Source organism: Marinomonas sp. 63XJN7_9_ISO-PGPR-S23-217, assembly GCF_056173515.1.
This window is the reverse complement of record NZ_CM149678.1, coordinates 4,070,594-4,085,783: the sequence shown is the minus strand read 5'-3', so window position 1 is coordinate 4,085,783 and position 15,190 is coordinate 4,070,594. Positions and strand designations below refer to the sequence as shown.

At 44.6% G+C, this 15,190-nt stretch carries 13 protein-coding genes; 12 read left to right on the top strand and 1 reads right to left on the bottom strand.

Annotation, left to right across the window (positions count from 1 at the left end; translation table 11 throughout):
* The first annotated feature begins 2 nt into the window (after nucleotides 1-2).
* The 12 genes from lpxD (at nucleotide 3) to AC0VYI_RS19130 (ending at nucleotide 14,363) form a co-directional block, all read left to right on the top strand.
* Nucleotides 3-1,043 carry a UDP-3-O-(3-hydroxymyristoyl)glucosamine N-acyltransferase gene (gene lpxD / locus AC0VYI_RS19185; protein ID WP_475444899.1) on the top strand — a complete coding sequence of 347 codons (1,041 nt, stop codon included), beginning with the start codon at nucleotides 3-5 and terminating at the stop codon, nucleotides 1,041-1,043.
* Nucleotides 1,040-1,477 carry a 3-hydroxyacyl-ACP dehydratase FabZ gene (gene fabZ, locus AC0VYI_RS19180; protein WP_067013819.1) on the top strand — a complete coding sequence of 146 codons (438 nt, stop codon included), beginning with the start codon at nucleotides 1,040-1,042 and terminating at the stop codon, nucleotides 1,475-1,477. Before lpxD ends, fabZ begins: the two co-directional genes overlap by 4 nt.
* Nucleotides 1,478-2,254 carry an acyl-ACP--UDP-N-acetylglucosamine O-acyltransferase gene (gene lpxA / locus AC0VYI_RS19175; protein ID WP_199474372.1) on the top strand — a complete coding sequence of 259 codons (777 nt, stop codon included), beginning with the start codon at nucleotides 1,478-1,480 and terminating at the stop codon, nucleotides 2,252-2,254.
* A gap of 70 nt (nucleotides 2,255-2,324) precedes the next feature.
* Nucleotides 2,325-3,479, top strand: coding sequence for a lipid-A-disaccharide synthase (lpxB, locus tag AC0VYI_RS19170; protein WP_199474373.1), 1,155 nt, complete (start codon nucleotides 2,325-2,327; stop codon nucleotides 3,477-3,479).
* The gene (gene rnhB / locus AC0VYI_RS19165; protein WP_475444897.1) at nucleotides 3,479-4,078 is read left to right on the top strand and encodes a ribonuclease HII; all 600 of its coding nucleotides are present in this window, start codon (nucleotides 3,479-3,481) and stop codon (nucleotides 4,076-4,078) included. Before lpxB ends, rnhB begins: the two co-directional genes overlap by 1 nt.
* Nucleotides 4,079-4,082: 4 nt before the next feature.
* A complete protein-coding gene (gene dnaE, locus AC0VYI_RS19160; protein ID WP_475444895.1) occupies nucleotides 4,083-7,559 on the top strand; it encodes a DNA polymerase III subunit alpha in 3,477 nt (1,158 codons plus the stop codon).
* Nucleotides 7,560-7,673: 114 nt separating this feature from the next.
* Nucleotides 7,674-8,621 carry an acetyl-CoA carboxylase carboxyl transferase subunit alpha gene (gene accA, locus AC0VYI_RS19155; RefSeq protein WP_199474376.1) on the top strand — a complete coding sequence of 316 codons (948 nt, stop codon included), beginning with the start codon at nucleotides 7,674-7,676 and terminating at the stop codon, nucleotides 8,619-8,621.
* Nucleotides 8,622-8,693: 72 nt separating this feature from the next.
* Complete coding sequence (tilS, locus tag AC0VYI_RS19150; RefSeq protein WP_475444893.1) at nucleotides 8,694-10,037, top strand: tRNA lysidine(34) synthetase TilS; 1,344 nt, start codon at nucleotides 8,694-8,696, stop codon at nucleotides 10,035-10,037.
* Between the two features lie 11 nt (nucleotides 10,038-10,048).
* Nucleotides 10,049-10,987: a D-2-hydroxyacid dehydrogenase family protein gene (locus tag AC0VYI_RS19145; RefSeq protein ID WP_199474385.1), complete on the top strand. Its 939-nt coding sequence runs from the start codon at nucleotides 10,049-10,051 to the stop codon at nucleotides 10,985-10,987.
* A gap of 250 nt (nucleotides 10,988-11,237) precedes the next feature.
* Nucleotides 11,238-11,450, top strand: coding sequence for a DUF1656 domain-containing protein (locus AC0VYI_RS19140; RefSeq protein WP_199474387.1), 213 nt, complete (start codon nucleotides 11,238-11,240; stop codon nucleotides 11,448-11,450).
* Entirely contained in the window at nucleotides 11,447-12,307 is an 861-nt protein-coding gene (locus AC0VYI_RS19135) for an efflux RND transporter periplasmic adaptor subunit (protein WP_199474388.1), read from the top strand. Before AC0VYI_RS19140 ends, AC0VYI_RS19135 begins: the two co-directional genes overlap by 4 nt.
* A 10-nt stretch (nucleotides 12,308-12,317) precedes the next feature.
* A complete protein-coding gene (locus AC0VYI_RS19130; RefSeq protein ID WP_475444892.1) occupies nucleotides 12,318-14,363 on the top strand; it encodes an FUSC family protein in 2,046 nt (681 codons plus the stop codon).
* 75 nt (nucleotides 14,364-14,438) lie between these two features.
* On the opposite strand, the gene AC0VYI_RS19125 is transcribed toward AC0VYI_RS19130, so the two are convergent.
* The gene (locus AC0VYI_RS19125) at nucleotides 14,439-15,119 is read right to left on the bottom strand and encodes an AAA family ATPase (protein WP_475444891.1); all 681 of its coding nucleotides are present in this window, start codon (nucleotides 15,117-15,119) and stop codon (nucleotides 14,439-14,441) included.
* Nucleotides 15,120-15,190: the final 71 nt, after the last annotated feature.

The following is a 15,190-nucleotide window of genomic DNA, read 5'->3' as shown; positions in this document are numbered from 1 at the left end:
TCATGGGCTATACTTTGGCGCAGTTAGCAGAAAAAGTTCAAGGTAAAGTAAAGGGAAATCCCGATCTCCAGATTTCTGGATTGGGGACGTTGGAAAAAGCGCTAAGTCATGAGCTAAGTTTTTTGGCGAGCCCTAAGTATCAAAGCCAACTTTACGATACCTCGGCAGGGGCTGTATTAGTGAAAAGTGATGAGGTTGCTGAGTTGGTCAATAACGCAATTGTTGTCGCGAATCCCTATTTAGCCTTTGCTAAACTTTCTCACTTATTTGCGCCCGCAACACAAGGTTGGTCTGGTATAGATTCGACCTGTGTTGTATCCAAAACGGCAACCGTGGCAGAAGATGTAGTGTTGGCCCCTAATGTAGTGCTTGATGATGATGTGGTGATTGAGCATGGTTGTGTCATAGGTGCTGGCTGTGTGATCAGTCGAGGCTCCAAAATTGGTGCCAATTCCACGATTTATCCTAATGTGACCATTTACCATGATGTTACTATAGGCGCTAACGCTATCATACACAGTGGTGCTGTCATAGGTGCCGATGGATTTGGCTTTGCGCCAAAAAAAGACGGTTGGGAGAAAATCAGCCAGATTGGTCGCGTTATTATTGGTGATAATGTAGAAGTCGGTGCAAGTACGACTATTGATCGAGGGGCTCTAGATAATACCACTATTGGTAATGGGGTCAAAATTGATAACCAAGTACAAATTGCTCATAACGTTGTAATTGGCGATAATAGCGCCATTGCTGGGTGTACAGTGGTAGCTGGTAGTACAAAAATTGGTTCGTTTTGTACTATTTCAGGAGGCGTTTGTATTGCTGGACACCTTACGGTTGTAGATAAAGTACATATCACGGGTATGAGTATGATCACTAATTCTATTTTAGAGGCAGGATCTTACTCTTCTGGAATTGCAATGGAACCAACGAGTAAATGGCGTCGTACCGTGGCTCGTATTAGAAGAATTGATGACATGGCAAAGCAATTTGCGCAACTGAAACAACAAGTTAATAAGTTTTTAGAGAAGGTTGATAATAAATGATGGACGTGAATGAAATCCGCCAATACTTACCTCATAAGTATCCGTTTTTACTGGTGGATCGTGTTGTTGAACTGCATTTGAATGAGTCCATTATAGCTTATAAAAATGTTACTATTAACGAACCATTTTTTAATGGTCATTTCCCTAATCACCCTGTGATGCCTGGGGTGTTGATCATTGAAGCCATGGCGCAAGCTGCAGGTATCCTCGGCTTTAAAACGAGTGATAAAACACCCGCTGATGGTTCGATTTATTATTTTGTTGGATCAGACAAAGCACGATTTAAACGTCCTGTTGTGCCTGGAGATCGTCTACAATTAGAAGCAAAGATTCTCACGCAAAAGCGTGGTATCTGGAAATTTGAATGTGAAGCAACGGTTGATGGTGAGTTAGTTTGTGCCGCAACGATCATGTGTGCAGATAGGAAGATTTAAGTGGCAATACACCCAACAGCTTTAGTTGACCCAAAAGCCGAAATCGACCCAAGTGTAGAGATTGGGCCTTTTTCCGTTATTGGGCCTGATGTAAAGATTGGTTCTAATAGCATTGTTAAATCTCATGTGGTGATCAACGGCCATACGACCATTGGTCAGAATAATGAAATTTATCAATTTGCCTCTGTTGGTGAAGCAAACCAAGATAAGAAGTACAAAGGTGAGCCGACTAAGCTCGTGATTGGTGACCATAATGTCATTCGAGAGAACGCAACAATACATCGTGGTACGATCCAAGATAATGGTATAACTCAGATCGGTGACCATAATCTCTTTATGGCGAGCACTCATGTTGGGCATGATTGTATTATTGGCAATAATAATATTTTTGCCAATTATGCAGCCTTAGCAGGACATGTAAAAGTGGGGGATTTTGTGATTTTTGGTGGCTACACGGGAATCCACCAGTTTTGTCAGGTTAACTCCTATAGCATGTGCGGCATGGGGTCCATGGTAGCAAAAGATATCCCTCAGTTTATGATGGTGTCTGGTAGTCCAGCAAAGGCTCATGGAATGAACTTCGAAGGGATGCGTCGCCGCGGTGTGCCGCAAGATGTTATTAGAGCTTTAAGAAAAGCGTATAAAATCATTTATTTAAAAGGTTTAACCTTAGAGCAGGCTTTGCACGACATTGAGCAAGATGATATTCATCATATTTCGGATGTGGCGGAATTTGTCTTGTCAATTCGGCGCTCTAAACGTGGCATCATCCGATAGCCCAATAATCGCTCTATAAAAACCCCGGATTATTTCGGGGTTTTTTATTATTAAAGATGGAAGATATGAAATGGCGTCAGTGACACGTTATGTAATAGTGGCTGGTGAGGCTTCAGGTGATATTCTAGGAGCGAGTCTTATTGCTCATTTAAAGAAATTGCAACCTGATGCCGTATTTGAAGGAATTGGTGGGCCGTTAATGGAGGCCCAGGGGTTAAAGACTGTAGTGCCTATGGAGCGCTTGTCGGTCATGGGGTTGATCGAGGTTCTGGGACGTCTATGTGAATTGTTAAAAATTCGCAAACGTATATACAATGATTGTGTGATGAACCCGCCGACGGCCTTTATTGGTATTGATTCGCCTGATTTTAATTTACCCCTAGAACGTAAACTAAAAGCTCAGGGTATTAAAACCATTCATTATGTGAGCCCATCTGTCTGGGCGTGGCGTAAAAAACGTATTTTCAACATTAAAAAATCGGTTGATTTAATGTTGGCCTTATTTCCTTTTGAACTGCCTATTTATCATGAGCATAATATCCCTGTTGTGTGTGTCGGACACACGCTGGCAGATGAGATTCCCCTAGAAAGTGATGCTAAAAAAGCCAGAGAGCTGCTTAATTTACCAACCCATCTTGAGGGGCCAGTTTTTGGTATTTTGCCTGGGTCTCGTAGTGGGGAAGTCGGGCGCTTGGCCCCTTTGTTTATTGAGGCGATGAAGCTTGTTAAGCAACAGCAGCCTAAGGCCATTTTTTTGATACCCGCTGCCAACAATGAGCGCCAAAAGCAAATTGAGGCACTCTTACACGAAGCGCATATGGAAGCCATTGTTATTGATGGTAAATCACGAGTAGTAATGGCGGCTAGCGATGCCATTTTATTAGCGTCGGGAACGGCAGCCTTGGAAGCCATGCTGGTAAAAAGACCAATGGTTGTCGCTTATCGTTTTAATAAACTGACTTATGCGATCGTGTCTCGTATGGTGAAAGTACCTTATGTCTCTTTACCAAACTTGTTAGCAAACGAGGCCTTGGTGCCGGAATTATTACAAGATGATGCAACGCCGACTCATCTAGCTCGTCGTTTATTGCAAACTTGGCAGTCTTTTTGGGGAGATCAATCGATTCAGCAACATTACCGAGAGTTGCACCAATTGTTGCGTAAAGACGCTGGGGCGGTTGCCGCTAAAGCGATAGTGGATCTGCAACAAGGAAAAATTAATTAATGGAACCTTTTGTTAGTAATGTGTATTTCGGCGATCTTGTGGCTGGGGTGGATGAAGCAGGGCGTGGCCCTCTTGCTGGTGAAGTGGTTGCGGCAGCGGTGATTTTAGACCCAAATAACAAAATCGATGGGTTAGCTGACTCTAAAAAACTCAGTGAAAAAAAACGTGAAATGTTATTTGAAGAAATCACGGAAAAGGCATTATCTTATGGTATTGCCAGTGCCAGTATTGAAGAAATTGACGAGATGAATATCTTGCATGCAAGCATGCTGGCAATGAGTCGTGCGGTTGACAAATTATCGGTGGCGCCTGAGTATGTTTTGGTGGATGGCAATCGAGTACCGAATCAATTGAAGTGTGACGCCGAAGCGGTGGTGAAAGGCGATGCCCGTCATGAGGCTATTTCTGCTGCGTCTATTTTAGCAAAAGTGACTCGAGATAGAGCGATTATCGCCATGGCTGAGTGTTACCCACAATACGGTTTTGAAAAGCACAAAGGCTACCCTACGGCGGTTCACCTTGCCGCGCTAAAAGAGCATGGTATCACGCCTATTCATAGGCGATCATTTGGTCCTGTAAAGAAAATCTTAGAAGGATAGTATTTTGTCGACATCGTTTATCCATTTACGTGTCCACACCGAGTTTTCTCTAGTAGACGGTTTGGTGAAAATTAAAGGTTTGCTGGGCACGACAGAAGCTCAGGCCATGCCCGCCGTAGCGATTACCGATGAGAATAACCTTTGTGGTTTTGTGCGTTTTTACAAAGGCGCGATGGACAAAGGCATTAAGCCAATATGCGGAGCGGATATTGTTCTTGAAGCCGATGGTGTGGTTGAAGAACGATCTCGCCTGACTCTCCTTGCTATGTCGAATAAGGGCTACAAAAACGTCATTAAGGTCATCTCCAAAGGATATCAGATTGGTCAAGTAGAGGGCCGCCCGATTATCAAACGTGAGTGGGTGGAAGAAAACAGCGAAGATGTTATTGCCTTATCTGGTGCGATGTTTGGTGACATAGGTCTATTGTTGTTAAAAGAACATACAGCGGAAGCCAAGGAGCGCTTGGCTTATTGGATGTCGGTGTTTCCAGATCGTTTCTACGTTGAGCTACAGCGTACCAGTCGTCCGGGGGAAGAGCGCTTTATCCATGCTGTGGTGCCGTTGGTAAATGAGCTAGGGTGTCCTGTTGTGGCCACCAACGATGTACGATTTTTGAAACGTGAAGACTTTGAAGCGCATGAAGCGCGCGTTTGTATTCATGATGGTGTGACACTGGATGATCCTCGTCGTAAACGTCTTTATTCTGAAGAGCAATACTTTAAAACTGCCGACGAGATGCAGGCGTTGTTTGAAGATATTCCAGAGGCGCTAGAAAATACGGTGGAGATTGCCAAGCGCTGTAATGTGGATGTCTTACTCGGGAAATATTTCCTACCTGACTTCCCGGTACCAGATGGCATGACCATGGAAGATTTCTTCAAAAAAATCTCTTATGATGGTTTGCAAGAGCGCCTTGATTTTTTGGTGAATAAATACGGAGAGCGGATCGAGAAGCGTCGCCAGGAGTATTGGGATCGTCTTGATTTTGAGCTCAATATCATCAATCAGATGGGGTTTCCAGGCTACTTTCTGATCGTAATGGATTTTATTCAATGGGCAAAAGATAACGACATTCCGGTTGGTCCTGGTCGTGGCTCTGGTGCCGGGTCTTTGGTGGCTTATGCGCTTAAAATTACCGATTTGGACCCCCTTGAATACGATTTGCTATTCGAACGGTTCTTGAATCCAGAGCGTGTTTCCATGCCTGACTTCGATATCGACTTTTGCATGGATAACCGAGACCGAGTTATCGATTACGTGTCCCGTAAATATGGCCGTGATGCCGTGTCTCAGATCATTACTTTTGGTGCAATGGCGGCGAAAGCGGTGGTGCGAGATGTGGCGCGTGTTCAAGGAAAGCCCTACAGCTTAGGGGATAAACTGTCCAAGCTGATTCCGTTTGAAATCGGTATGACTCTTAAGAAAGCTTTGGAAGAAGAACCCGCGTTGCCTGAGTTTCTTGCCGGGGATGAAGACGCTGCCGAAGTCATGGAAATGGCCTTTTCCCTTGAAGGGGTAGTGCGTAACTTTGGTAAGCACGCAGGTGGGGTGGTCATCGCACCGACCAAATTGACAGATTTCTCTCCGCTTTACTGTGAAGAAGATGGTTCTGGTCTCGTCACACAGTACGATAAAAACGATGTGGAAGAAGCTGGGCTGGTTAAGTTCGACTTCTTAGGTCTGAAGACTCTGACTGTGGTGGATTGGGCGGTAAAAAACATTAATACCATCCATGAGGCAGCTGGTAAACCACCACTTGATATTGCCCTGATTGATCTAGAAGATAAGTCGGTATACGACTTATTACAGAGAGCGGAAACCACAGCAGTGTTCCAGCTTGAATCCCGTGGCATGAAAGAGTTGATTAAAAAACTATTGCCGTCCCGCTTTGAAGATATTATCGCTTTGGTGGCTTTGTTCCGTCCTGGTCCGCTGGGGTCAGGCATGGTGGACGACTTCATTAACCGTAAACATGGCCGTGCTGAGCTTGCTTTCCCACATCCAGATTATCAGCATGAAGATTTGATTCCTGTTCTCGAGCCAACTTATGGCATCATTTTGTATCAAGAGCAGGTTATGCAGATTGCCCAGGTATTGGCAAAATTCTCCCTAGGGGGCGCCGACTTATTGCGCCGTGCTATGGGTAAGAAAAAGCCGGAGGTCATGGCTGAGCAGCGTCAGATTTTCATGGAGGGAGCGCTCAAGAACAATATAGATAAAGATCTTTCCGGTAACATTTTTGATTTGATGGAGAAGTTTGCTGGTTATGGTTTTAATAAATCCCACTCTGCCGCTTATGCCTTAGTTTCCTATCAAACGGCTTGGCTGAAAAAACATTATCCTGCGCCATTCATGGCAGCGGTTTTATCAGCTGATATGCAAAACACCGATAAGATCGTGATCTTCGTGGAAGAGTGTCGATCCATGAAGCTGCCGCTCGAACTTCCCTCAGTAAATGCTTCTATGTATAAATTTACCGTTACCCCAGAGGGGGTGATTGTTTATGGACTAGGGGCGATTAAAGGCGTCGGGGAAGGGCCGATTGAAGCGATTGTTGAGGCGCGTAAAGATGGGCCGTTTAAGCATATCTTCGATTTTTGCCAGCGGGTTGGTCGTAAGGTAAATAAGCGGGTTATGGAGGCACTGGTTCGCTCAGGTGCGTTTGATAGAATAGGGCCAAACCGGGCAACCTTGTTTGCTTCTATCGATGAAGCCTTGAAACGAGCCGATCAAGCCGCTAAAGATAATGATGCCGGTATGATGGATTTATTTGGTATTACAGTGGAGGAAACCACCGAAAATGCCTACGATGAAATAGGCATTAGACATGAGTGGCCTGGCCGTCAGCGTTTAGATGGTGAAAAAGATACATTAGGTCTATATGTAACAGGTCACCCAATAGATGAGTACGAAAAGGAAATTCGTCGCTTTGCACGTGCCCGCATAGTGGATCTACAGCCGAAACGAGGGGATACCCAAGTCATGGCAGGCTTGATTGTTGACCTTCGTATTACCAAAAGTAAGAAAGGAGGCAATATTGCTTTTGTAACGTTGGATGACCGTTCGGCTCGAATTGAAGTAACGGTCTTCCCTGATAACTTTGAAACCTTTAAAAACGTCATTGTGAAAGATGAAGTGGTGGTGGTAGAAGGGGAAATTACGGTCGATGAGTTTCGTGGTGGACAAAAAGTCATTGCCCGAAACATCTTAGATATAGCGCAAGCACGAGTGCGTTATGTGGAAGCATTGCGTATAACATGGACAGAGCAAAGTGTTACCCAATCTGCGATTCAGAATTTGGCGAAATGCATGGAACCTTTTCGTGGTGACGGTTGTGATGTGGTGATTGGCTTTGATACGGATCAGGCCTGTGGCGACATTCGGCTGGGTTCGAATTGGAAAATTCGTCCAGATGATGAATTAATTCACGAACTTCAGAAACAATACGGTAAACAAAATGTTCAGCTAGTGTATACTTAGCCCCATTTTATAATTTGTACAATAGAGCGCGGCAATGAGCGCGCCGACAGAGCAAATGGCGAAATGTCCTTTGCCTTTGTATTTGATGGCAACCAAACAGCAGTGTAATTAACTATGAATTTAGATTATCTCCCCTTCGAGCAGCCGATTGCTGAGCTTGAACAAAAAATTGAAGAGTTGCGTTTAGTCGGCAACGATAATGAACTGAACATCAGTGATGAAATCAGTCGTCTTGAAGAGAAAAAGATCGCCTTAACACAAAGTTTATTTAGCAATCTTGGTGCTTGGGAAGTGTCACAATTGGCACGTCATCCTAAACGTCCTTACACTCTGGACTACATCAAGCATGTGTTTACCGATTTTGAAGAAATGCATGGCGACCGCCATTATGCCGATGATCGTGCCATTGTCGGTGGTATTGCGCGTTTAGATGGGCGTCCTGTGATGGTCATTGGCCACCAAAAAGGTCGCGAAGTGAAAGAAAAAGTGTTGCGAAACTTTGGTATGCCTCGTCCAGAAGGGTATCGTAAAGCGTTGCGTCTGATGGAAACTGCAGAGCGTTTTAACATGCCAATTATTACCTTGATTGACACACCTGGGGCCTATCCTGGTATCGGTGCGGAAGAGCGTGGTCAAAGCGAAGCGATTGCTTACAATCTAGCGGTGATGTCACGTCTTAAAACACCCATTATCTCCACGGTAATCGGTGAAGGTGGATCAGGCGGAGCCTTAGCGATTGGGGTGTGTGATGAGTTAATGATGCTGCAATATGGCACCTATTCTGTTATCTCTCCAGAGGGGTGTGCCTCCATTCTTTGGAAGAGTGCTGAGCGTGCTGCCGACGCGGCCAAAGCCATGGGAATCACAGCACAGCGTCTGAAAGAATTAGGTTTTGTGGATACCATCATTGAAGAACCAATGGGAGGTGCCCATGTTGCCCATGAGCAAATTGCTCATAGTTTAAAAGAAAGCGTGTTAGCCGCGTTGGCGCGTATGGATGCTCTGACAGAAGAGGAGCTCTTAGCTCGTCGTTATAATCGCTTGATGTCTTACGGTTTATAATCATTGTGTGACGCGAAAAGCCTCCTAATTTAAGGGGGCTTTTTTGTTGGCTTTGTTTATTTCTAGGAGAGAATGTTGAAGTGTGATGTGTCCTTATTCATCTCGCCAATGAGTGCATCTGATTCACTGAGTTTTTGCGTAGATTGGATAGACCGCGTGTTTTCTTCTGCAGATACAGTGTGGGTCGGGTTCAGCGGTGGAGTGGACTCTCATGTTTTATTGCATGCTTTATGTGAGTCACTTAATGATAAGCAACGCCAAAAACTGGCAGCGGTGCATGTGCATCATGGGTTAAGCGAGCATGCTGATGAGTGGTTAACCCATTGTCAGACGGTTTGCCAAGACTTAGGGGTGCGTTTTGTTGCCCAACGTGTGCAATTACAGACTCAGGCCTCAATTGAAGACGCGGCCCGTAACGCTCGCTATGAAGCGTTTCAACAAACCCTTGGTGAGAACGACATTCTATTGTTGGCACATCATCGGGGGGATCAAGTAGAAACCGTATTGTTTCGCTTATTGCGTGGTACGGGGGGGAAAGGTTTGTCGGGTATGCCGATGGAAAGGAAGCTAGGAGCGTCGCAATTGATTCGACCATTTATCGATGTCTCAAAAGGTGACATTCTGCGTTATGCCAAGCAACACAAATTACACTGGATTCAAGATGAGTCCAATTTAGACACCCGTTTCTCTCGGAACTTTTTACGGCATAAAATATTACCTAAACTGGAAGAGCATTTTCCTCATCTTGAGCAACGCATTGTTTCAAGCTCACAGCGTATTGCGACAGACTATGCCATGTTAGAGGCGCTCTCTGAGCAGCAGTTAAATAACTGGTGTAATCAGTGGAATGGCTTGGTTCTTTCCTTCTTGAAAAATAAGATACGGGCTGAGCGTCTGTTTTGGTTGAGATGTTTCTTGCAAACGCAGCATATTTCTTTATCACACCCCCAGTTAGAGAGCATCGAGAGAATGATGATGGGAGAGCAGGATAAGCAGCCAGAGTTTGTGTTACCCAGTGCACGTATTCGGCGTCATCATGATGCGATGTACGTTCTTCCTGCTGATGAACCGGTTATCCTAGCACCTCTATTAGAAGGGGAATGGTTACGCCGTGCCTTTGATCAAATACGCATCACAGGACTGGGTAAAAGTCGATTTTGTAAGTTGCTGGCGCGTCCTCAAGGAGGAGAGTTATTGATGGATAACGGTCAGCACCGTAAGCTAAAGAAATGGCTTAATGATTTGTCGATTCCAAATTGGTGGCGAGATCATCTTCCCTATATTTTTATTAGTGATGCAACTGGCGAGAAGAAGCTGGTGGCGATCGGATCTTTATGGCGTCACCCTGAGTATGCGGATCTTAATATTGAATGGCAAATGGATACTCGTTTGCCTTTCCCTAATGATGTAATGTGAGTGGAGCTAGTATGAAAATTGCCATTATGGATGATTATCAAAATGTGATTAAAGACCTGAATTGCATGTCTCTCTTGGTGGAGCATGAGGTGATGATTGTCAGTGATATATTGACGCAAGAAGAAAAAATTCAAGCGCTAGATTCAGTAGATGGGGTGGTGTTGATTCGTGAAAGAACGCAAATTAATGAAGCGTTTTTGTCCGCTCTGCCCAACTTAAAGGTCATCAGTCAAACCGGAAAAATCAGTCACCACATTGATGTAGAAGCTTGCCAACGTCATGGTGTTACTATTCTTGAAGGAGTGGGATCACCTGTTGCGCCCGCAGAGTTGTGTTGGGCATTGGTGATGGCGGCATCACGTCATATTGTGCCTTATGCCAGTGGTTTAAAAGAGGGGAAATGGCAAGCAGCAGGTTCTCTGGGGTTAGGACGAGTACTGGACGGTCTGGTGTTCGGGATTTGGGGTTTTGGTAAAATTGGTCAGCGTGTTGCCCGCTATGCGACGGCATTTGGTATGAAGGTAATGGTATGGGGAAGTGAATCCTCTCGCCAAAAAGCAGAGGAAATGGGCTATTTAGCGGCTGAGTCTAAACAGGCCTTCTTTGCTCAAGCCGATGTACTGTCTTTGCACCTAAGATTAAACGAAGCGACAACCGGTGTGGTAACACAGGCCGACCTTTCATTAATGAAGCCGGATTCGTTGTTTGTAAACATCAGTCGTGCTGAATTAGTGGAGCATGGGGCGTTATTGGCATCACTCGGTTCTGGTCATCCTGGCTTTGCCGCTGTAGATGTATTTGAGCAAGAGCCTATTCTAGGGGCGGCAGATCCATTGCTATCGCTGCAAAATGTCTTGGCAACGCCACATATTGGTTATGTTGAGAAACAGAGCTACGAGTTATATTGCCGAGTGGCATTTGAAAATATCGTGCGCTTTTTCACTAGCTAATCGTTCTGTTTTACTTAAATTATTAGTATTGTATGGCATGAGCGATGGTTGCGTTTTCCCCATTGTTATTTGGTTATGATATACCGCTTATAATTGTTTTTTATTTCGTTGTTAGCTGCACAATTTTTTGGTATCAGACCGATATAATTCTATGCTTAGAGAGGGGAGATTATTCTGCTTGTTTTGATATTGGCAAGCGACTGATTTCCTCGATCTCCCTCCCGAATTCTATAATGACAGGATATTCATTATGCTTCAGGCTGTTGTTTTAGGTGGATTAGAGTTTAGCCCGCTGGTCGTTTATTGTCCTATTGCTTTCTTAATGTCGGCTTGTACCCGTTTTGTTTTACATCGCTTAGATTGGCATGATCGTATTTGGAAAGTGGCATGGTTTGAAGTGTCTTTGTTTGTTTGTTATTTGGCTCTAACCGTGTATTTATTAGGTGGAAGGTTTTCTCAATGACGAAGTCAATAAGAATGTTGATCACTTTGTTGGTGATAGTGTGTGCAATATTGTCAGGACGCTGGGTTTGGAATGATTATATGCATTCTCCATGGACGCGTGATGGACGTGTACGGGCCAATATTATTACGGTTGCACCGGATGTCTCTGGCTGGGTGACTAAGCTGGACATTGTCAATGATCAACCAGTGAAAAAAGGGGATTTGCTTTTTTCTATTGATCAAAAACGCTATCAAGCGGCACTAGATCAGAGTAAGGCCAACACTGAAATAGCATTGTATTCTTGGCAACTAGCGAAGCATAAATACGAGCGACGTTCTGAGTTGAGTCGGCAAAAAGCCATCAGTGTAGAAGATTTACAATCCTCGCGCATCAGTGCAGAAGTAGACAAGGCTAAGTATGATTTGGCTAAGGCCGAACAGGAATCGGCGCAAATAAATTTAAACCGTACACAAGTTTATGCTCCTGTCTCTGGCTATATCATTAACTTAAACCTACACCAAGGGAATTATGTTGGCCAAGGTAAGCCAGTTTTTGCCATTGTTAAGTCTGACTCTTTTTATATAACAGGCTATTTTGAAGAGACCAAAATACCGTTAATTCATTTAAATCAGAAGGCGAAGATAACGTTATTAAGTGGTGGTAAACCATTAACCGGTCATGTGGTGAGTATTGGTAAAGCCATTGCCGATACGAATACACAAAGTAATGGGCAGCTTCTGCCGCAAATTCAGCAAACGTTCAACTGGGTTCGTTTATCCCAGCGTATTCCGGTTGATATCAAATTGGATCCGTTGCCTAAAGGTGTTCAACTCAGCGCGGGTATGACGGCTACGATTCATCTCGCGCAGCACTAAGGAGACGAATTTGAGCCTCGTATTACGGAATCTGTTTTTTCCTGAAAAGCAGGCGGTCATTTTTGCGTTAAAAGGTGTCATCGCAATGGCGATGGCGCTCACCGTTTCGCTGTTTTTAAACCTTGATCGACCCTACTGGGCATTGGTCTCGGCAGTCTTTTTGCAAATGCGTCCAGAAACGGGGTTGGTCGTTGAGAAGGCCATTTGTCAGATTGTCGGCACAATCGTTGGGGGGCTGTTTGGCATTTTGGTGTTGACTCAGCTGATGCCATACCCTTATTTGGGGTTGGGGGTTCTAGCGCTATGGTTAGGTATCAATTCCGCTTTATCTGTGATGGTACGTCAAGCGAATTTTATTTATGCGTTTGCGATGGCGGCAGTAACCGCAGAGATTGTTGTTATTTTAGTGATGGCCAATCCCACTGCCGCCAGTAGTCAGGCGGTTTTTAATGTGGCGCAAGCGCGTATGAGTGAGATTATCATAGGCGCGATTTGCGCGGGTATTGTCAGCCATTTGTTTTGGCCAATGAAAGTAAAAACCAGCCTACAATACCAATCTCGATCAGTCATTAATCAGACATTAAGCTATCTTGTCACGGAGCTGGATAAAGAGGGCTCTCATGAGGGACGACATCAGCAAATCGATGCCATTATGATGACGCTCGGGGTCGTTAGTGAGAATTCTAGTGCGGTGAGTTATGAAGGACCAAAAGGGCCGGGACGCTCCCGAGCGGCCAATCAGATATGTCAGAGAGTGCTGTCTTTGTTGGCGTTGATACAAATCTTTGGTCGCTTGCAGCGACGCCATTATGAGTTAATGACTCCCACTCTGGCTCAGATGATTGATCGGTTGAGAACCGCATTTGCCCAGATTGCAGAATCTGATGATTTTAATTATTGCTTAGATCAAGTAAAAATCCTGCGTCGAGAGCTGACAGATTTTCGCGCCAATAATGATGCAGACCAACCTTTTGAGAGACATGTGATCAATATCGGTTCGGAAATCACCTCAGATTTGACCGTACTATTAAGGGCTTATCGAGCGCTAGAAGCGCGGGACAGCACCTTACTTAATGAACCGAGGATGCAGAGTTACCGTGACCCATTAGCAGGGCTAATGACTGGGTTTCGTACCAGTGTGGTGTTTTTAATCGGTGCCGCTATTTGGGTGAGCACCGGATCGAATGCAGCCTTGATGATTATGATCTTACCTGTCATCTTTTCTATTATGTTGGCTCGCGTTCCGCTGGTTATATTGCGAGTAATGCTGAAGCGTTTGTTGATTGGCGTGGTTGTGGCGGTGTTCGTCACGCTTTTTTATGCGCTTAATTTACTGTCACAAAGCTCGGGGCAATTGGAAATTCTTCTTCTGGTATTAGCTGGGCCTTATTTTATTGGCTTGTTGCTGCTTGCAGACCGACAAACCTTGCCCTATGGGTTGGGTTTTTGTATACCTTTTTCCATTTTGGTCAGTCCAGGTCGAGGGATGACTCGACCTTTTTCGATTGATTATACCCTAAGTGCAGGCATGGCTATTTTTACTGGGGTATGTATTCTGTTTTGGGGGTTTCACTTAATCAGAGGGCCGAGTGTTCAGTTATTGGTGCATCGAATTTTTAAGGCGACCTACCAAGACTTGTTGGATATTAACCAACAAACGACGCCTGTGGCATGGTATAACCGACGCATGGCGGATCGACTTTTACGGTTAACTACTTATGATCAGGGCTCTAAGTCTCGTGCCATTACGGATCTTGCTTTGAGTGCGCTTAATCTTGGCCATGTTTCGATTCGTCTGCATGCAATCTGTGAAAATCTAGCAGGCAAACATTTAACGTCCTTAGATCAATGGCAAAATGCCTTAGCCGATGCCTTCTTACTAGCGACAAAAGGTCAACATGATGATGAGTTTAGTAAAACGAGTGCGGTGCTCTACAATGAATTAGTTGCCGCTGTTGGAGAGTCGCCACAAGTCGAAGCCATCAAAGGTATGTTTATTCGCCTTAATCTCACCTTTGAGCGCAGTGCTGAGACCATTGCAGACCAGAAGACATGACACATATAACGTGAAGGTTAACAGGTGGAATAAGCTAACTGAATTTCGTTAGCTTATGTTGGAAGAAGCCGATGATTAAATAGTCATTATCCAATCTGCTCTTGGTTTGCTTTTTGCGACGATGCCAGCGTTTAAGCCATCATTGTTTTGGATCCTTGACATCGCTTGAGCGTGCGTATATCCCCATGCTTGCATGTGTCGCTGAGCTAAGCGTTCTATGGCAATTTCAAGAGGAACGTCTAAAAACCAATGCTGATCAAAAAGTGCAGTAGACTCTGCCCAGCCATCTTCTTGGTGAAGTAAATATAAGCCTTCCACGAAGACTAGTTTAATGTCTTTTGAAATAAGACAATCATTTTCGATAGGGTCGCCAACTTTGTGGTCGAAACTTGGCCAAGCCACATCCTCTTCTTGATAGCCATTCTTTACTTTCTTAAGGCGTTCGATAAAAGCGGCGCTGTTAAATGTCCATGGGGCACCTCGACGCGAAAAGGCTTCTTCTGGATTAGGTAATAAGCTGAGCTCTTTTTTTGAGTAGTGAAAGCCATCCATAGAGAGACAAATCATTTGCCCCGGTTGGATTTCTTCCAGACGTGATGAAAGATAGCTTGCTAACGTGCTTTTCCCCGACCCTGGGCCACCTGTTAATCCGATTAGCGTTCTCTCAGGCTTTTCAATGGCGCATTGCATGCGTTTGAGTGCGTGTTCGACATCGCTAGAGTAGGCATATAATTCATGCAGCTGCTCTTTGTTCAAAGGGAATTCTCCTTTTCTAGTGGGTAGACGTTTTTTTTAATATTCACTCTTTAACCATAGCATGAGATAAA